General features: G+C 64.7%; 16 protein-coding genes. 9 read left to right on the forward strand and 7 right to left on the reverse strand.

Translation table 11 applies throughout. The features are described from left to right. Nucleotides 1-17: 17 nt before the first annotated feature. Together LPC22_RS00345 and LPC22_RS00350 are read left to right on the forward strand one after the other, a co-directional pair. Nucleotides 18-893 (forward strand): ABC transporter ATP-binding protein, encoded by an 876-nt coding sequence (locus tag LPC22_RS00345; protein ID WP_229131608.1) that lies wholly within the window; start codon nt 18-20, stop codon nt 891-893. Continuing rightward, nucleotides 890-1,717, forward strand: coding sequence for a metal ABC transporter permease (locus LPC22_RS00350; protein WP_121914769.1), 828 nt, complete (start codon nt 890-892; stop codon nt 1,715-1,717). Before LPC22_RS00345 ends, LPC22_RS00350 begins: the two co-directional genes overlap by 4 nt. Nucleotides 1,718-1,723: 6 nt before the next feature. Here LPC22_RS00350 and LPC22_RS00355 read toward each other — a convergent pair whose 3' ends face one another. Both LPC22_RS00355 and LPC22_RS00360 read right to left on the reverse strand, forming a co-directional pair. Next, nucleotides 1,724-2,203: a 2-C-methyl-D-erythritol 2,4-cyclodiphosphate synthase gene (locus tag LPC22_RS00355; RefSeq protein ID WP_121914770.1), complete on the reverse strand. Its 480-nt coding sequence runs from the start codon at nt 2,201-2,203 to the stop codon at nt 1,724-1,726. Between the two features lie 14 nt (nt 2,204-2,217). Further along, a complete protein-coding gene (locus LPC22_RS00360) occupies nt 2,218-2,838 on the reverse strand; it encodes a CarD family transcriptional regulator (protein ID WP_024627346.1) in 621 nt (206 codons plus the stop codon). A gap of 224 nt (nt 2,839-3,062) precedes the next feature. Between LPC22_RS00360 and LPC22_RS00365 the strand changes: the two genes are divergently transcribed. The 4 genes from LPC22_RS00365 (at nt 3,063) to LPC22_RS00380 (ending at nt 6,986) form a co-directional block, all read left to right on the forward strand. Beyond that, the gene (locus tag LPC22_RS00365) at nt 3,063-3,800 is read left to right on the forward strand and encodes a response regulator transcription factor (protein WP_024627345.1); all 738 of its coding nucleotides are present in this window, start codon (nt 3,063-3,065) and stop codon (nt 3,798-3,800) included. 9 nt (nt 3,801-3,809) lie between these two features. Further along, the gene (locus tag LPC22_RS00370) at nt 3,810-4,949 is read left to right on the forward strand and encodes a sensor histidine kinase (protein WP_081709267.1); all 1,140 of its coding nucleotides are present in this window, start codon (nt 3,810-3,812) and stop codon (nt 4,947-4,949) included. A gap of 70 nt (nt 4,950-5,019) precedes the next feature. Next, nucleotides 5,020-5,637, forward strand: coding sequence for a LexA family protein (locus LPC22_RS00375; RefSeq protein ID WP_229131609.1), 618 nt, complete (start codon nt 5,020-5,022; stop codon nt 5,635-5,637). Continuing rightward, complete coding sequence (locus LPC22_RS00380) at nt 5,634-6,986, forward strand: Y-family DNA polymerase (RefSeq protein WP_024627342.1); 1,353 nt, start codon at nt 5,634-5,636, stop codon at nt 6,984-6,986. Before LPC22_RS00375 ends, LPC22_RS00380 begins: the two co-directional genes overlap by 4 nt. On the opposite strand, the gene LPC22_RS00385 is transcribed toward LPC22_RS00380, so the two are convergent. Then, nucleotides 6,983-7,738: a ComF family protein gene (locus tag LPC22_RS00385; protein WP_229131610.1), complete on the reverse strand. Its 756-nt coding sequence runs from the start codon at nt 7,736-7,738 to the stop codon at nt 6,983-6,985. The two genes, LPC22_RS00380 and LPC22_RS00385, sit on opposite strands and share 4 nt — an antisense overlap. A 106-nt stretch (nt 7,739-7,844) precedes the next feature. Beyond that, entirely contained in the window at nt 7,845-8,639 is a 795-nt protein-coding gene (locus LPC22_RS00390) for an HAD-IIB family hydrolase (RefSeq protein ID WP_373312872.1), read from the reverse strand. Nucleotides 8,640-8,749: 110 nt separating this feature from the next. Between LPC22_RS00390 and LPC22_RS00395 the strand changes: the two genes are divergently transcribed. Continuing rightward, a complete protein-coding gene (locus LPC22_RS00395; protein WP_024627339.1) occupies nt 8,750-9,184 on the forward strand; it encodes a metallopeptidase family protein in 435 nt (144 codons plus the stop codon). A 10-nt stretch (nt 9,185-9,194) separates the two neighbouring features. Here the strand turns inward: LPC22_RS00395 and LPC22_RS00400 are convergent, their stop codons facing one another. From LPC22_RS00400 to LPC22_RS00410, 3 genes are read right to left on the reverse strand one after another with little or no spacing between them, the layout of a single operon-like run. After that, nucleotides 9,195-10,718, reverse strand: a complete 1,524-nt coding sequence (locus tag LPC22_RS00400) for a DUF5719 family protein (protein WP_229131611.1) — start codon at nt 10,716-10,718, stop codon at nt 9,195-9,197. Beyond that, nucleotides 10,715-13,855 carry a glycosyltransferase gene (locus LPC22_RS00405; RefSeq protein ID WP_229131612.1) on the reverse strand — a complete coding sequence of 1,047 codons (3,141 nt, stop codon included), beginning with the start codon at nt 13,853-13,855 and terminating at the stop codon, nt 10,715-10,717. The genes LPC22_RS00400 and LPC22_RS00405 overlap by 4 nt, the downstream gene beginning before the upstream one ends. A gap of 58 nt (nt 13,856-13,913) precedes the next feature. Beyond that, nucleotides 13,914-14,171, reverse strand: coding sequence for a WhiB family transcriptional regulator (locus LPC22_RS00410; RefSeq protein ID WP_029676165.1), 258 nt, complete (start codon nt 14,169-14,171; stop codon nt 13,914-13,916). Between the two features lie 304 nt (nt 14,172-14,475). Here LPC22_RS00410 and LPC22_RS00415 point away from each other — a divergent pair, with 304 nt between their 5' ends. Together LPC22_RS00415 and LPC22_RS00420 are read left to right on the forward strand one after the other, a co-directional pair. Beyond that, nucleotides 14,476-15,930 carry an LCP family protein gene (locus LPC22_RS00415; RefSeq protein WP_229131613.1) on the forward strand — a complete coding sequence of 485 codons (1,455 nt, stop codon included), beginning with the start codon at nt 14,476-14,478 and terminating at the stop codon, nt 15,928-15,930. A 73-nt stretch (nt 15,931-16,003) separates the two neighbouring features. After that, a complete protein-coding gene (locus LPC22_RS00420) occupies nt 16,004-17,242 on the forward strand; it encodes an LCP family protein (RefSeq protein WP_229131614.1) in 1,239 nt (412 codons plus the stop codon). Nucleotides 17,243-17,303 lie beyond the last annotated feature (61 nt).

Consider the following 17,303-nt stretch of genomic DNA (forward strand, 5'->3'; position numbering starts at 1 on the left):
GTGCAGGAAAGGAAGTCATGGATACGGACACGGATAGAACATCCACGCAGGCCTGCATCGTCTTCGACCATGCCGCCATCCGCCGTTCCGGGCGGCTGATCTGGTCAGAGGGGACCTTCACCATTCCCTCGGGAACAGTGACCGCCATCGTGGGCACCAACGGCACGGGCAAGACCAGCATGATGCAGGCCGAGCTGGGCCTGCTCCCCCTGGACGCCGGCAGTCTGCGGGTCCTGGGGCAGCCGGCCGGCCAGGCCAACGACCGCATTGGATACGTACCACAGAGCTACACCTCGGATATCGACTCCAACCTTACGGCTGAACAATCCGTCTTGCTGGGGCTGACCGGCACCCGGTTCGGCATTCACCCCGTCACCCGGCAGGACCGCGAGCGCGCCAGAGCGGCCATGCGCTTCGTCGGTGTGGATGACAGGGCCCACCTGCGCCTGTCCCAGCTCTCCGGCGGCCTGCGACAGCGGGTGGCCATCGCCCAGGCCCTGGTCTGCGATCCTGATCTGCTCATGCTGGACGAGCCCCTGGCCAATCTGGATCTGGCCGGGCAGCGCGCCACCGTCCACCTGCTGGCACAACTCAACAGCCGTCTGGGCATGTCCATCCAGGTGGTGGCCCACGACCTGAACATGCTGCTGCCTGTGCTGACCGGGGCGGTCTACCTGCTGGACGGGCACCCTCATTACGCCCGCATGGACGACGTGCTGGATTCGGACCTGCTCACCCACCTCTACGGCACCAAGGTGGAGGTGGTCACTACTCCTCAGGGGGACATGTTCGTGGCCCCCGACATGGACGAGCCGATCGGACCCGTTCACAATCGCTATCAACCCAGCCAGGTGGCCCGCCTGCACGGGACGGACCGGGAAAGGAACTCATGACCACACCAGTCTTCGACCCCCATTGGACCGAGATCCTCGCCGCCCCCTTCATGCGCAACGCCATGGTGGCCGGCCTGTGCATCGCCGTGGCTGCCGGAGCCATGGGCTACTTCACCATTGCCAGACACTCCACCTTCGCCGCCCACGCCCTGGCCCACATCGGTCTGCCCGGTGCCACAGGGGCCGTCCTGCTGGGGCTGCCGGTCTCTGCCGGCATGGGCCTATTCGCCCTGGGCGGGGCGCTGGTCATCGGAGCCCTGGGCAAACGGGCCTCCCAAAGGGAGATCGCCACGGGTACGGTCCTGGCCTTCGCCACCGGTCTGGGACTCTTCTTCGCCAGGATGTCCAGCTCGGCCTCCCAGCAGATGCAGGCCATCCTCTTCGGATCCATCCTGACCATCACCCGAGGCCAGGTCGTCGGCTTCATAGTCTTTGATGTAATCCTGCTGATCCTGCTGGCCCTGATCTACCGGCCCCTGCTCTTCAGTTCCCTGGATGAGCAGGTGGCCCAGGCCCGCGGCGTGCCCATCGGGCTGATGAACCTGACTTTCATGGCCATCATGGCCGGCGTCATCACCATCGCCGTACCTGCAGTGGGGACCCTGCTCATCTTCGCCCTGGTCGTCACCCCGGCGGCCACGGCCAACATCCTGGTGGCCTCTCCCCTACGGGCCATGCTTCTGTCAGGATTGATCTGCCTGGCTTCCATCTGGGGAGGCCTGGTGATCTCGGCCATGGTGCCGGCCCCTCCCAGCTTCGTCATCGTGACCCTGTCCACCTTCTTCTGGGCTCTGGCCAAGGGATGGGCGGCTCTGCGCGCCTGATGCCGTTCAGTCCACCAGGGCGGTGGCCATGACGGCGATGCCCTCATCGTGGCCGGTAAAGCCCATGCCATCAGTGGTGGTGGCGGTCAGTTTAACCGGAGCCCCGACAGCCTGACTCATGGCCTGCTGGGCCAGGTGACGACGGGAGGAGATTCTGGGGCGCTGGCCGACGATGACCAGGGAGGCGTTGAGCAGCCTGCGACCGTGCCCATGTAGACAGTCCATGGTCTTCTCCAGCATGGCCGCGCCGTGCATGCCCGCTCCAAGAGCCTGTGATCCCAGGCCGAACAAGGTGCCGATATCGCCCAGGTCGGCGGCTGACAGGATGGCATCGATCAGGGCATGGGCGGCTGCATCGCCGTCAGAATCGCCCAGCAGGCCGGGGGTTCCGTCATCCCAGGACAGGCAGGCCAACCAGAGGGGACGCTCACCGGTCGGGTCGAAGCGATGGGCGTCAAAGCCCAGTCCAATGTTTGGATGGCCCATGACCGAATCCGGACTCAGCGCTTGGCCTTGGTCTTCCCCTTGCCCTTGGTCTTGGCAGCCTCCTGGGCCACCCGTGCCAGGGTCTTGGAGGCCGGCTCCTTGGGGGACTTGGTATGGTGCTTGTCGTCACCGGGCATGGGCTCCGCATAACCCAGGTTGACGTCCAGCAGGCGCTGGGCCTCGTCCTCGTCCAGCTTCTCGGACAGGGCGATCTCGGAGGTCAGGATCTTGCGGGCCTTGATCAGCATCCGCTTCTCGCCCGCCGACAGCCCGTGCTCGTCCACGTCGCGCTGGGAGAGGTCGCGCACCACCTCGGCGATCTTGTTGACCTCGCCGGTGGCGATCTTCTCCACGTTCAGCTTGTAGCGACGGGACCAGTTCATCTCCTTCTCCTCGACCACCGGGGTGCGCAGGATCTCGAAGACCTTGGCCACCGCCTTGGCGTCGACGATGTCTCTGACGCCCACCTTGGCCGCGTTCTCCACGGGGACGTTGATGACCAGTCCGTCCGAGGAGAGCACAGACAGCTGCAGGTACTTGCGGGTGACGCCCTTGACGGTCCGTTCGGTGATGGCGTCCACCCTGGCGGCCCCATGACGCGGATAGACGACCATGTCACCGACCTTGTAACCCATATGCCCTCCAGAACGAGTCGAGAAAATACCATATAATAATGCCATTGCGTATGGACTTGCTGACGGGCGCCTGGGGACGACGCGATTCTCCGCGAGCACACTTCCCCTGGAGGCTCTGAAGACTATTCTGGAAGAAACGACGGTGGTGGAACGAATGCCGACAAGGCTCCACCCCGCATGACGAGCATCGTTTTGCGGATCAGTGATCGAAAACAGAGGTAGGCATGATCAGAAACACAAGCCGCTACACTACACCCAGCACCATCCTGGTGGTTGAGGATGAACCCACCCTGGCCACTGCCATAGCCCAGCGCATCACCGCCGAAGGGTGGACGGCCCGGGTGGCCTCGGACGGTGCCAGCGCCGTGCAGGCCGCCTCCCAGATCAAGCCCGACCTGGTCATCATGGACATCATGCTGCCCGTCATGGACGGACTGGAGGCCACCAAGCGGATCGTGGCCGAGCGGCCGGTGCCGGTGCTGATTCTGACCGCCCGGGACGACGAGGCCGACAAGGTGACCGGACTGGGCGCCGGAGCCGACGACTACATGACCAAGCCCTTCTCCATGCGCGAGCTGATCGCCCGCTGCAAGGCCCTCCTGCGCCGGGTGGAGCGGGCCAAGGTCATCGCCAAGAACTCCGAGAACGAGAAGGTGTTGGACTTCGGATCCCTGGTCATCGACCCGGCCCAGCGCATCGTGACCCTGCGCGGGAAGCAGATCCACCTGACCCCCACCGAATTCGACCTGCTGGCCACGCTGGCCCGTCGGCCCAAGTCCGTGCTCACCCGCGAGAAGCTGCTGGAGGAGGTCTGGGACTGGGTGGATGCCTCGGGCACCAGGACGGTGGACTCCCACGTCAAGGCCCTGCGGCACAAGCTGGGCTCGCAGATGATTCGCACCGTGCATGGCGTGGGCTACGCCTTCGAACCGCCCGAGGATCAGGAACAGGACCAGCGGTAGCAGCCGCGGATGCACGCCATGAGCAAGGACGGCAAAAGCCGGCGCAAGGGGCCCGGTCTAAGTGCGCGTGTGGATCGCGAACGGCCCATTGGATCCTTCGCCTCATTGAAGGTGGAGCTGAGCGTCCTGATCATCATCTCCACAGCCATCGCCTTCGTCATGGCCTGGTTCCTGCTGAAGATGGGCTGGAGCGGCTGGATCGCCATGCCGCTGACCCTGGTGGTGGCCCTGGGGATCACCTACTTCTTTTCCCGAGGGCTCACCGCTCCCCTGCGGCAGATGCGGGATGCGGCCGAGGCCATGGCCGACGGGGACTATACGGTCCGGGTCCACGCCACCACAACCAGCCACGACGAGGTGGGGCTCCTGGCCCAGTCCTTCAACGAGATGGCCGAGGAACTCCAGCACGCCGACCAGATGCGCCGGGACATGGTGGCCAATGTCAGCCACGAGCTGCGCACCCCCGTCTCGGCCCTGCAGGCCATGGTGGAGAACATGGCGGACGGGGTGACCGAGCCCACGCCAGCCAACCTGGAGGGGATCCTGGAGCAGACCCATCGCCTGTCCGACCTGATCGCCTTCCTGCTGGATCTGTCGAGGATGGAGGCCGGGGCTGCCAGCCTGCAGATCGAGGACTTCGACTTCGGGGACTTCATTGACGAGACCCTCCAGCCCCTGGCCATAGCCGACGCCGGGCACGCCCACGACATCCAGGTGGATCTGGAGAAGGGCCTGAGGATGGAGGGCGACCAGGACCGGCTGCGTCAGCTTTTCACCAACGTCATCAGCAACGCCCTGAAGCACTCGGCCGACGGCACCACGGTGCTGATCCAGGCCCACGAGGACCGGCAGCAGGAGACCATTGTCACCAACGTGGTCAACTTCGGCTCGCAGATACCCCCCGAGGCCCGCACCGACATCTTCCGGCGCTTCGTCAAGGGCAAGGCCGGCCCGGGCACGGAGTCGGGCGGCACCGGGCTGGGGCTGTCCATCGCCCGCTGGGCAGCCCAGTTGCATGGAGGCCAGGTGCAGGTGGTGGACGACCCGCGCGGAGCCGACTTCGAGATCACCCTGCCCAGATATCACCGCGACCCCGATGAGGACGAGGGGGACGGAGACCACTCTGACGGGTCCGACGCGCCGCATTGACGGGGAGGCGCACTTCGGCTCATAATGAAATCGAACATTTGTTCGAATGCCATCGAGTTCGAGGTGTGCCATGGTCGCTACCATCCATGGGTCGCCGGAGGCGGCCCCTGCTTCCCTGCCGGAGTGCCGGGTCGATGCCCTGAGTCCCTTCCGAGGGCACCCCAGTCCTGTCCCCCAGGCCTTGGAGGCCGTCCACGCTGGCTTCCCCTCCGTGGCCCAGGACTACTTCAGCGGCGACTTCAGCTTCGATCAGAACGTCATCGTCCACCCCGATGCCACCTTCATCATCCATGTGGCCGGCGATTCCATGACCGGAGCCGGCATCTTCGATGGAGACCTGTTGGTGGTCGACCGGTCCCTGGAGCCGCGCGAGGGGGACATCGTCATCGCCATCCTGGACGACGAGCTGCTGGTCAAGCGGCTGGCCAGGTACAAGGGACGGACCATGTTGCGGGCCGAGAACCCCGCCTACCCCGACTTCCTGCCCCAGGAGGGCGAGGAACTGGTCATCTGGGGGGTAGTCATAGGCAACTATCACTGGCAGCGGGTGGACACCAAGGGCGAACCTCGGAGCGGCTCTCCCCTGCCCCAGGTCACCTATCCCGGGCATACCCCGCACGGTCGCAGGCACACGGGAAGCCAGGGCCGGAAGCCCGCCTATCCTTCCACGGGCTGGGGGTCGGCATGAGTGCGCAGAGACCGGCCCAGCCGGCATCCGGGACCGCTCTGACAGGCCAGGTAGTCCTGGCTGATGCCAACTCTTTCTTCGCTTCATGTGAGGCCGTCTTTGACCCCTCCCTGGCCGACCGCCCGGTGGTTGTGCTGTCCAACAACGACGGCTGCGTAGTGGCCCGCAACCGCCCGGCCAAGGCCTTGGGCATCACCAATGGCACACCTTGGTTCACCATTCGCGACAGGGCTCTGCAGGACGGGGTGGTGGCCCGCAGCTCCAATTATGAGCTCTACGCCAGTCTCTCAAGGCGCATGATGGCCATCATGGCCCATTTCCTGCCCAACCAGGAGATCTACTCCATCGACGAGTGCTTCATGGACAGCATCTGGAACGACAAGCGCACCGTCCAGATCTGCCGGGAGCTGCGCGCCGCGGTCCTGCGGTGCACCGGCATCCCCGTCAGCGTGGGCGTGGCGCCTACCAAAACCCTGGCCAAGGTGGCCAACCACTGGGCCAAGGACCATCCCTCGACCGAGGGAATCACCCTCTGGAGCCAGGTGGAGTCCCAGTATGGCGACCAGGCTCTGGCATCCGTGCCCGTCGACCAGGTCTGGGGAGTGGGCCGACGGCTGACCGGCAGACTCATGGGCATGGGCATCACCACCGCCCTGGATCTGCGCGATGCCGATCCCTCCCTGATCCGGCATCGGTTCTCCGTCATGCTGCAGCGCACCGTACTGGAATTGAGGGGACGACCCTGCATCGAACCCGAGGCGGATGCCGCCAGGGGCGTGCGCACCGATCAGATTCTGTGCTCGCGCATGTTCTCTCACCCCATTGAGGGCTACGCCACCCTGGCCCAGGCCTTGAGCATCTACGCCCAGAAGGCCTGCCGCCGCCTGCGTCGACAGCACGGCTTATGTGGCAGAGTGCGGGTCTTCTGCTCCACCAGCCCCTATGCGCCCCAGCAGTTCTGCTCAGCTGGCCGGACCGTCGTCCTGGAGGATCCCAGCGACGACCCGCTGGTCATCGCCGGCGCAGCCAGCCGGGCGCTCAAGGGCCGAGTGGATCCGCACGCCCGCTGGATCCGGGCCGGAGTGGTTCTGCTGGACCTGACCGACGCCGACCACTTCCACACCTTGGAAGGCCTGGACGCAGCCCGGGACACCCATGGTCTGGGGGACGTCCTGGAGGATGCCACCCGTCGTTTCGGCCCTTTCCGCGTGGGCGTGGGCTACGGAGGCATCCGCGGCCAGGGCCGGGGCGACGAGGATACGGGGGCCGACTGGGCCATGAACCGGGGCATGCTCTCCCCCCGGGCCACCACCCGCTGGGACGAGATGGCCGTGGCCCAGGCCCGCTAGAGATCCTCATGGCCTGGAGGAACGGCCGCCAGAGCCAGGGCAGCCAGCGGCAGGGCACCTGCAGTCTCCAGGGCTCGAGCACACTGACGGATGGTGGATCCGGTGGTGATGATGTCGTCCACCACCAGGACAGGATGACCGGCCAGTCGTGAGGGATCCGCAACCGCAATCCGGCCTGCCAGCCGACGCGAACGGTTCCGACGGCCGCCCGCTTGGACAGACTTGGTTCTCACGGAGTTCATGATCAGGGCCGGTTCCACCTGGGCAGCCAGACCCTGCCGTTGCAGGGCCTGGACCAGAGACAGGAGGATCGGCTCCAGATGAACCCTCCCCCGCCTTCGCAGGGAGGCGCGGGAAGAGGGGGCAGGAACCACCAGAATGGCCCTGGCAGACTTGGGCCGAAGCAGAGGATCGATCAGCCTGGACAGGGCTGGAGCCAGATCGGCCATGACTTGGCCCAGTGGCCTGTCCAAGGGCCGGTTGTCATGGTCCTTCCAGGACAGAATGATCCGCCTGACAGGTCCACGATATGGAGCGCAGGCCAGCGCCAGACCCAGGGCATAGGCGGGCGCGGGCACCGACAGGGGCCGGAAGAGCAGGGATCTGCAGCTGGGACAGAGCAGCAGATCCGGGCGATCACAGCCGGCGCAGGCTCGAGGAGCCAACAGGTCCAAGGCCGAGCCCGCCATGGCCGAGGCGACAGCACAAGCGGCCTGCCGGAGCCGGCTGGATGCCGATAAAGGATTGTGCATATGACCCAGCCAACCCTCGAACAAAGAGGATAGACAAGCAGATCAGGGCCATGTGCATGAACAGGCTATCCGTTCACAGGATTGTCTGCGGACAGGTTCAGCAGATTCAGGCCAGATCAGCCTCCATGGCCTGAATCAGGGCCAGGGCATCGGCAGGATCATGCACACGCAGAGCCATGGCCCCCGCCAGGGCCGCCGGATAGTCGTTGCCGTCAGGATCCATCCGGTCACCCACGAAGGCGATATCGCCGACATCCACACCCAGTATCCTAGACAGGGAGGTCACGGCGTAGGCCTTGTCAATACCCTTGGCCGAGATGTCCACGCTGGTGGAGCCGCCGGAACGCACCTGCAGGTTGGGCAGATCGGCGGCCACGGCCCGGGCCAGGGCATCCTTGCGGCTGTTGTCCGGATCCCAGGCCTCCTTGGCTTGGACAGGGGCCTGCTGACCCAGAGCGGAGAAGGTTATCTGGCTGCCGCGATCCTCGATGCGCGGCCCCCAGACCTGCTCCTCCCAGTCGCCCAGCTGCTTGGCCCTGCGTTCCAGGCTGGCCTCGGCGGCCTGCCGGTCCTGGGCGCTCAGGTCGTGGGCATAGACGCACTTCCAGCTTCCATCCTGCCAGCGGTAGTAGCGGGTGCCGCTGGTGGGCATCAGATGCAGCTGGTCGAAACGGGTATCGTCGGGCAGAGCATCCAGCACCTGGTCGCGGAACTGGCTGAACCGCCCGCCAGAGACGATGGCCACGGGCCGAAGCCGGGTCAGGGCGGCGAAATGAACGGCCATGGTCTGGTCCATACGGGTCTTGGACAGCGCCAGAGTATTGTCCAGATCGAAGGCCAGCACTCGTGCCTGTGCGCAGATGGACCCTATGTCTTGGCTGCCCCACCAGGCCACGTTCATCGCACCGTCCTCCGCCATGATTGCTCCCATCCGCTTGTCGATCATCGCTCTATGCTACAAGACACCCTGAATCGAAACTGTCACTGAGTTGAGGGGCTATGGTGAGTGTCATGATCAACGATCAGCCGCCTTGGTCCCGCAGCGTCTACCGGGACAGTCATGGCCGGGGGATTCGTCGGCCTACCTTCGGCACCCGTCTGCCCCGCTATCGCACCAGATGCGGGATCTTCGACGACCTGACCGCGGCACAGATCCGGCGTCTGGGAGCCGGCTGGCCCCAGCTGGTCAAGCCCGTCCAATTCGCAGTCGAGGACGTGCCGCCCTCCGACCCCACCCCCTGGGAGGACAGGGCGGACCTCTTCTCACGCAGTTTCCCGGCAGGCCGCGGCATCCCTGCCAGAATCGTCCTTTACCGGCTGCCCATCCAGAGCAAAACCCGGGACCGCACCGAGCTGGAGTTGATTATCCGCGACGAACTGGTCCTGCAGTTGGCAGACCTTTACGGGCGGGACCCGGAGGAAATCGACCCCATGTGGGGACGCTGACAGCCGACGTTCAGGGCAGGACAGTGGAGTCTGGACCGGAGTGGATCAGCGTGGTGGCAGGCATGAGCCCGTCAGGAGCCATGACGGCCAGACCGGCCAGGCCAGCCTGGTTGACCGCGTCCACGCTCAGACGGGCATTCCAGATCAGCCGGGAGGAACCGTGCCCGGAATCCTCGTTCAGCCGTACGGCGGCCACCTGGTCACCCAGGTCGCGGGCTGAAAGCTCATGGGCCCGACCCGGATCAACGGTCAGCGAGCGCTCATCCAATTTCTTGCCCTTCTCGTCGAATCCAACCAGTTCGGCCTTGATCGGATCCGTCGATGGGTTGACCAGGGTCAGCGCGGCCTGAGCGGGCTGGGATATGGTCAGGGCCGAAGAGGCGGCAGCAGTACCCGCAGGAATCAGAGCCAGGTCGGACTGCGACTGATCCTGGCTGCCCCGACTGGTCACCTGCAGGACTGCTCGGACAGGCTGGTCGGCATGCACCTGCAGAGCCAGCTTGCCGTCAGGCACGTCGCCCAAGTCCACCGCAGTGGCTCTGGAACCCTGCAAATCCACCCGCCGCAAGGATTCCCGACCTTCTTCATCCATCCAGGACAGCTCCGCCGCGGTGGCCTTGGAACCCTGCAGAAGCAGGGTGGCCTGGTCTGCCCCGCGCAGGCCGGGAATAACCAGATCACGGCCGGGCGCCGCCAAGGCCGTTACCTGATCCGACCCGCGCGGATCCAGTCCAGCCATGACATTGACCGAAACCGACATGGCCACTGGCGCCTGGGAGCTGCGAGCCCGGACGTAGATGGCCTGCTGTCCGGGAGCCGCCGCAGACAGGTCGTATGAAGCATGGCCGCCAGGCGCCACAGTCATGGTGTTCCCAGTCTCCAAGGACAGGTTGCCGGAGGAATGCGAACCCTGGATCTCCAGACTGATCACCGTAGCCTTGGATGACGGGTTGTAGGCCACCAGCCGCTGTGTGGAACCTCGACCGGTGGCGGGCAACAGGAAGTCGGCATCCATGACGGCCCGAGGGCAGGCCAGCGCCTGGACCCCTCGCAGATCGCCCTTGGTGGCCCAGGAGACCATACCGACGGCAGCCCCCGTGCCCGGCTGGGACTTGAGCATCCGGGAATCGAAAGCCGTAGCCGAAGCACCTGGATCGAGCGAGGCGGCCATGGTCTTCTGCCCATCCAAGAGATCGGGATCAGTCATCGTAGTGCGTCGCCCATCGCCAAGCGGGGTCAGGCTGGCACTGCCGATAGAACCAAAGGCGGCGGCTGTGACACGGGCGCTCAGATCGCCCTCCGAGGCTTTGAACTGGTCATCGCCGACCTTGTCCTCATCCGCTACCGTCATTCGAGCCGGGCAGTAGGACGCTACCTCACGTTGGCTGACCCGGGTGGCAACGACTGCCGAGCCCTGGGCCCCATCAGCCAAGGAGGCCGGGGGCGTCCATACCAAGAGAGCAGCGATCAAAACCGCCACCAGAGGCGCCGTGACCAGAGCAGCCACCAGGGATCCCTTGCTTCGTACACTCATAGTTGCTCCCCTCCAAAGTTGCCCGGCCGCGGCAGGGCCACCAAGCAGTATCCCAGCAAGACCAGGCCCAGGGTCCAGAGCCAGATCCTCCTCCAGGTGCTGGCCGCCGCTTGATGGGCCCCAGTCATGTTGACTCCCACATCCCTGCCGGATTGCGAGCTCAAACGGAAATAGGTTCCCTGGGCATTGGTCGCCACCTGCTGGGCGCCATCGCTGGCGGTGATGTTGGATACCAGATCATCGTTGGGCGTGGATCCCATGCCGGCTGCTCCGGAACGGTCGGCGGGCACATAGATTCCCCCGAAGCCCATACCGGATACAGCCGCTACAGCCTTGGAGTCGGCGTTGGCCATCAGAGCCGCCGCCGAACGCGAGAGGACATCCTGACCGGCCATCTGCACGCCGTTCACCCTCTGGGCACGCAGGGCAGGCGAGGCATCGATCAGATCCCCTCGTGAGGTGTGCAGACCCGTGTAGGCCACGCTGCCATGGGAGGGCGAGGTCAGCACCAGCACCCGATGGGATGGATCCTTGTTCAGGTAGTCCACCGCCACTGCCGGGAGCTGCCGGTCATCAGCAGACAGGGGTCCTCCGACTGGCGCCGCCAGACCAGCCGCCGCCACGCCTGCCGTGACCAGGGTCAGGACCAGGCCCAGCAAGAGTCTGACAATCCGTCCCCCGCCATCAACCGCAGCTGCAGAGGTTGAAGAGGACTGCGCAGGAGGCAGGGGCGGACGATCAGCATCGCCCTCTGGAACCTGATCGTACCCAGGAGCAAGCGGCGAGAAGGGACGGACGGCCCTGCCAGCCAGGAGGCCCAGACAGGCCAGCAGCCCCATGAAGGCAAGCATCACCCCAGGCAGGACCGAACCGGCCACTGGACCGGTCTCGTCCAAGCCGGTGCAGACCGCCTGGGAGATCAGCGCCAGGATCAGGCCCAGCAGAACCGTACTCCAAAGAATCCTGGCAGTTTTGAGCGCCCGAGGCACAACCAAGGCGATGAAGGCCAGCAGGGCCACCACCAGCAGACAGCAGGCCAGCGTAGCCGGACGCCAGAGCTCAGGTCGCCACCTGACGGGCCACAGGGCCGAAAGATCCAAGCCCAGCAGGCGGGCCAGCAGTTGCCCCAGGCTCCCGGTTCTGGGTTGACCGGTCAAGCCCGTCGAGGGGATCATAAGATCTGCGAACAGCTGCCTGAAAAGTCCTTGATTGGCATGGTGCAAGGAATTGACCAGGGTGGGTGCCAGGGCCAGCGCCGAGGGCAGGGGCATCAGAAGCAGCATGACCCGATGGGAGGGTACCAGGCAGATCGCCATGATGAAGAGCGGGATCATGGCCAGCATGAGCTGAGGTTCGGCAGCCAGGACCGGCAAAAAACAAATAGAGGCCAGAGCCGCCTGCTGCACCGAAGCCTTGGGGCGCACGGGAGCCTCGGTCTGATACAGCCCCACGGCCTTGAAAACAAAGGCGAAGGCGGCAGGCATGAAGGCCATGACCGTCAGCATGGGCAGCTGCAGGCCATCCACGATGCCCAGTGCGAATGCCAGACAAGCCCAGAGCAATCCCAGCAGGACCCGGATGGGATTGGACCTGGTGACCACGCCGGCCAGAGCCCAGAAAGACAGCGCGGCCAGTCCCGTCTCCGCCAGGAGCATCAGGGCCATGGCTTGGGCTACGTGACCGCCGGTCAGCAGAGCGAAGGGCAGGAGCACCAGGAGGAAGGGGGCAGGAACTGCGGGCTGCCCCACTCCCCCGGCCCAGGACCAGGAGGTGGTGGCCGCCGTCAGCAGCTGGGACCAGTCGGCTCCGGACGATGGTAGGGAGGGTGCGTGGATGGCCCCTCCTGAGAAGATGGCACGACAGAGTGGCCAGTGGGTGGCCACCAGGGCCGCCAAGACCGCTATGGTCATCCCTGAAGCCCAAGCCAGGCGACGCAGGAACTGCTGGCGCAGGTGAGCCAGGGCCAGGTGGCTGAGCATGGGATGTTCCTGCTGGTCGTGGAAGGCCTGCCTGCGCTGCCGCCACTGCCTGATCTGCTGACCGTTGGCCTGAAGAATGTCCAACCGGCGGGGACCACCATGGCAGGCGGAGGTCAGACGGCGACGCATCGTGAACAAGGATGCAGGGTTAGCCAGAATCCGCCAAGGCGCGCACAGCCGGCAGAGGGCCCTGTAGGGCCGTTTGCCCATAAGATCAACCGCCATGAACCACAATGCCGCCAGAACCCGCCAGAGCCAGACCAGCGGCCACCAGGGCAGGGCAAAATCAGTCAGCAGGTAGCGTTCCCGGGCCAGTATAGGACCCATGGAGGCATCCAAGGGGTGGTCGGGCTGCACCGCCCGCCCATTCCGATCACGCAACCCGCTCATACGGGCGCCGGCATGGGCCACCCGGGCGTCGGGTACGATTACCACCCGCCCCCCTGACAGGCAGATACGACGGCAGAGATCGTCGGCCTGGCCAAAGGTGCCAGCCCAGGCGCCTGGTCCGCCCAAGTCCTTCATGGTCTGCATGGGCACCAGGGCGCCAGCCAGGCTCACCGCGAAGACATCCTGACGCGCGTCATATTGCTGCTGGTCGGGTTCACTGTCCACCACCAGACTCACCGTTCGGTGATGATAGGCATACCGACCCACGTCATGGAGTCCCTGGCCCTGCCAGTCATACTGCTTGGCACCCAGCAGGGAGGCAGTGGGATTGCTGTGCCAGGTGTCCACCAGCTCGTCCAGGCAATGATTATCCAGTGGACGGCAGTCGTCGTGCAGAAGCCAAAGAGCGCGAATCCGACCAGGCAGACGGGCGTAGCCAAGCGCCTTGTCCAAGGCATCGCCGAAGGAGGAGGCACCTCGCGCGCGGACCACCTGCACTTCCACCCGCGCGGGACCATCCACCGGAAACTGCGCATAGAGCGGCTCTGTGGTGGACCCCGAACAGTCCGCGATAACCAGGACCCGTGGCAAGAGGCTCTGTCGCAAGAGGGCACGCAGGGTGTCCGGCAAATAGGTCAGATCATGCTCGACCGTGATCACCGCCGCCACGGCATCCTCCACATGAGGGCTGGCGGCGGGCGAACATTCGTTCATGACTGAAGAAAGGACCTGCCGGACATCCTGGGCTTGAGGCGCGACGAAACTCATGCGTTCCAGTCTACGCAAACCAGGTCACCGGATGCCTCGCTTGGGCACCTGCGGCGATTCAGACCTGACGCTGCGCGCGCATCCTCTTCTTGTAACGGCGGCGCTCCCGTTCACTCATGCCACCCCAGATGCCGAAGCGCTCGTCATGCTCGACCGCCCAGTCCAGGCACTGCTTGCGGACGGTGCAGTCGGCGCAGACCCGTTTGGCCTCCTGGGTGGAGCCCCCCTTGCCCGGGAAGAATGCTTCCGGGTCGGTCTGCGCACAGAGCGCCTCGCTTCGCCAGGATGGTCCGACGTTGACTTCGAACCACTGCATCAGCGGCGTCAGCCTGTTTTTAGTTGTACTGCTATAGCGAGTGTCAACAAATCCACTCATAGCGACCCCCCAGTCCCTAGTGTGTTTACACACTTTTATTACAGCTGCTGCAGGGGTCTTCTGTCAACCCCTAAATATCTGCCAGCGCAACTGAGCAACACGTGCAGGGAGCCATATCGCCCGAAGAGGAGCTGCGGATGGGGGTCAGACTATACTATGACTGGTTCAAGCACGCGTCACCGCCATCCCGGTTCTTCCCGCCGGAATGAGCCCTACAGCGACAGCCGATGAGGAAGGCATACCATTGACGTCCCCAACCAGAAAGATGGGTCTGCCCAACATCAAGGCGGGCAGGAACGGCAAGCCCCAGCACAGCGACGGGTTTCGCAGCAGCCACCGTCTGCGCACGGGCATCTGCCTGGCCCTTACCTTCGTTCTTTGCTTCCTGGCCTCGACGGTGGCGGCCTTCTGGACCGACATCAACGGTCACATGCACGTGCTCGAGCCCGTCAGCCTGACTCAAGCCCACAAAGCCCCGGAAGACATCTACAAGGGGAAGACTTTGAACGTCCTGGTGCTGGGACAGGACACCCGGGACGGCAAGGGCAACTCCGAGGTGGGCGGCAGCGGCGACGGCCTGGAGGAGAACCACCAGTCGGACACGGCCATGGTGGTCCAGATCGCCGCCGACCGCTCCTATGTGAATGTGGTCTCCATTCCCAGGGACTCCATCGTAAACGCCCCGGCCTGCACCACCAGCAAGGGGGATACCATCCCGGCCCGCCGCCAGGTCATGTTCAACTCCATCTTCGCCGAGGGCTACAGCCAGGGCGGCGATGCCAATTCGGCCGCCAGCTGCTCCCTGGCAGCGGTCCGTTCCCTGACCGGCTTGGACATTCAGCAGTTTGTGGTGGCTGACTTCAACGGCCTCAAGTCCATCATCGACGCCCTGGGCGGGGTTGACGTGTGCATCCCCAAGGACACCTGGGATGGCTATACCGGCATCAACCTGAAGCGTGGCCTGCAGCATCTGGACGGCACCCAGGCCACCGAGTACGCTCGCATGCGCCACGGAACCGCCGCCGATGGGTCGGACATCATGCGCACCACCCGCCAGCAGTATCTGATCAAGAGCCTGGTTAACGAGGCCAAGACCGTCGACATCTATTCCGACCTGCCCAAGGCCTACCGTCTGGCCACCACTTCCATGTCCACCCTGCAGCTGAGCGAGGGGTTGGGCAACTTCCAGACCCTGCTGGGCCTGGGCAACTCGCTCAAGCACATAGACACCACACATATCTACGCCCGGACCATACCTGTCGAGGAATGGTCCCAGGACAACAACCGGGTGGTATGGACGGACGAGGCCGAAACCATCTGGCATCTGCTGCGAGAGGGCAAGCCCTTGACCCAGGCCAATGAGGACGCAGAGTCAGCTTCCTCGTCAGGCAACCAGGCCAGCAATGGTCAGGATGCCCAGAGCGCCCAAAACTCACAGAGTGCCGCTCAGACGGCTGGCAACGGCTCTGACACAGGGGGCGGCGCCCAATCCTCCTCTGCATCCGCCGCCGCTCTTCCCAAGCCCGATCCCCGTACCGGACTGATCACCATGCCCGACAAGACCCTGATCGATCCCAACACGGGCGGAACTGTCGATCCGGACGACGGGACCATCAGGGATGCGAACACCGGACAGTACATCGGCATGGCGGACCGCTACCTGTTTGCTACGGTCTGTGCGGTTCCGGCACGGAAATAGACGATTAAGCTCCCCCGAGTCGTTCTGACATGCTATTGCTTACCTAGTCGGCAAAGCTACGGAGGTTAAGGGTATGCGGACTGGATCAGACCAAGGCGGACAAGGACAGGAGCCTCCTAGCTTCATGCCCTCCGGGCATCACCGTCCGGCGGCCGACCCCGGATCTCCAGGCACCGAGGCCAGACACAGCCGTAGCCAGACGCCTCCCAGCTTCTCCCCCTCCTCCGGGACTGAGCATCAGAAAGCCAGACGCACCAGTGGCTCCTCGAAAACCACACCCAGGCCGGCGGCTGCGGCGGCACCTGTTAAAAACGACTGGGGCAACAGCAACAACCGAAACATGCGGAACGGCACTGCCCTCGTCCGTAAACACCCAGTGCGCAAGTTCGTAATCATTCTGCTGCTGGTCCTGCTGCTGGCACTGGTTGTACTGGCAGGTGGAGGATGGTTCTGGGTCAACGGCAAGCTCACACGCGACAAAATGCTGACCGATACCCCTGGCTCAGAGGCCACTACCTGGCTCCTGCTGGGATCGGACCAGCGCGACGGTTCTCCGGGTGCCGGACAGGATGCCAGCATCACCGGCTTCCGCACCGACACCATCCTGGTGCTGACCAAGCCCCGCCACGGAGCCGCCTCCCTGATTTCGGTCCCCCGCGACTCCCTGGTCAAGCAGGACGGGGATTACATGAAGATCAACGCCGTGGCCTACACATCGGGCTACCGGGCCCTGACCGGCCAGGTCGAGGACATCACCGGTCATAAGGTCGATCATGTGGCCCTGATCCGTTTCGGAGGCCTCAGCAAGGTGGTCGACGCCCTGGGCGGCGTCAGGCTTTGCTATGACGCAGACGTCAACGACCCCAACTCCGGCATGGTCTGGTCTCGCGGATGCCATCAGGCCGACGGCGGCATGGCCCTGGCCTTCACCCGCATGCGCTACTCGGATCCCAAGGGAGACTTTGGGCGTGCCGAACGCCAGCGTCAGGCCATCTCGGCCATCAGCGCCAAGGCCCTGCAGCCCTCGGTCATACTCAACCCGTCGAGGGCCGGCAAGGTCCTTTCTGCAGGTCTGGATGCCCTGGTGGTGGATGAGCGGGCCAACCCCATAGACCTCGTGCGCATGGTCTTGGCCTTCCGCAGTGCCAGCAGCAGCAATGGGGTCACCGGAAGCGTCTACTGGACAGATCCCGACTACTATCCGGGCGGAGGCATCGGTTCCACCGTTCTGCTGGATCAAGCCCGCAACACCGACCTGTTCAACCAACTGGCCCAGGGCAGCCATGCCGCTGGAACGGTCGGCGGAATGTAGCGCCCGCTTTGCACACACCACCAATCCCGTCCACATTCGACCACATGCCAGGCCTGCTCTA

This window comes from Bifidobacterium mizhiense, assembly GCF_020884755.1.
GTDB lineage: Bacteria > Actinomycetota > Actinomycetes > Actinomycetales > Bifidobacteriaceae > Bombiscardovia > Bombiscardovia mizhiensis.

Excerpts from the sequence above, each read along its gene's own strand:
- LPC22_RS00345 (WP_229131608.1), top strand. The coding sequence starts at position 18 with ATGGATACGGACACGGATAGAACATCCACGCAGGCCTGCATCGTCTTC.
- LPC22_RS00350 (WP_121914769.1), top strand. The coding sequence starts at position 890 with ATGACCACACCAGTCTTCGACCCCCATTGGACCGAGATCCTCGCCGCC.
- LPC22_RS00355 (WP_121914770.1), bottom strand. The coding sequence starts at position 2,203 with ATGGGCCATCCAAACATTGGACTGGGCTTTGACGCCCATCGCTTCGAC.
- LPC22_RS00360 (WP_024627346.1), bottom strand. The coding sequence starts at position 2,838 with ATGGGTTACAAGGTCGGTGACATGGTCGTCTATCCGCGTCATGGGGCC.
- LPC22_RS00365 (WP_024627345.1), top strand. The coding sequence starts at position 3,063 with ATGATCAGAAACACAAGCCGCTACACTACACCCAGCACCATCCTGGTG.
- LPC22_RS00370 (WP_081709267.1), top strand. The coding sequence starts at position 3,810 with ATGCACGCCATGAGCAAGGACGGCAAAAGCCGGCGCAAGGGGCCCGGT.
- LPC22_RS00375 (WP_229131609.1), top strand. The coding sequence starts at position 5,020 with ATGGTCGCTACCATCCATGGGTCGCCGGAGGCGGCCCCTGCTTCCCTG.
- LPC22_RS00380 (WP_024627342.1), top strand. The coding sequence starts at position 5,634 with ATGAGTGCGCAGAGACCGGCCCAGCCGGCATCCGGGACCGCTCTGACA.
- LPC22_RS00385 (WP_229131610.1), bottom strand. The coding sequence starts at position 7,738 with ATGCACAATCCTTTATCGGCATCCAGCCGGCTCCGGCAGGCCGCTTGT.
- LPC22_RS00390 (WP_373312872.1), bottom strand. The coding sequence starts at position 8,639 with ATGAACGTGGCCTGGTGGGGCAGCCAAGACATAGGGTCCATCTGCGCA.
- LPC22_RS00395 (WP_024627339.1), top strand. The coding sequence starts at position 8,750 with ATGATCAACGATCAGCCGCCTTGGTCCCGCAGCGTCTACCGGGACAGT.
- LPC22_RS00400 (WP_229131611.1), bottom strand. The coding sequence starts at position 10,718 with ATGAGTGTACGAAGCAAGGGATCCCTGGTGGCTGCTCTGGTCACGGCG.
- LPC22_RS00405 (WP_229131612.1), bottom strand. The coding sequence starts at position 13,855 with ATGAGTTTCGTCGCGCCTCAAGCCCAGGATGTCCGGCAGGTCCTTTCT.
- LPC22_RS00410 (WP_029676165.1), bottom strand. The coding sequence starts at position 14,171 with ATGCAGTGGTTCGAAGTCAACGTCGGACCATCCTGGCGAAGCGAGGCG.
- LPC22_RS00420 (WP_229131614.1), top strand. The coding sequence starts at position 16,004 with ATGCGGACTGGATCAGACCAAGGCGGACAAGGACAGGAGCCTCCTAGC.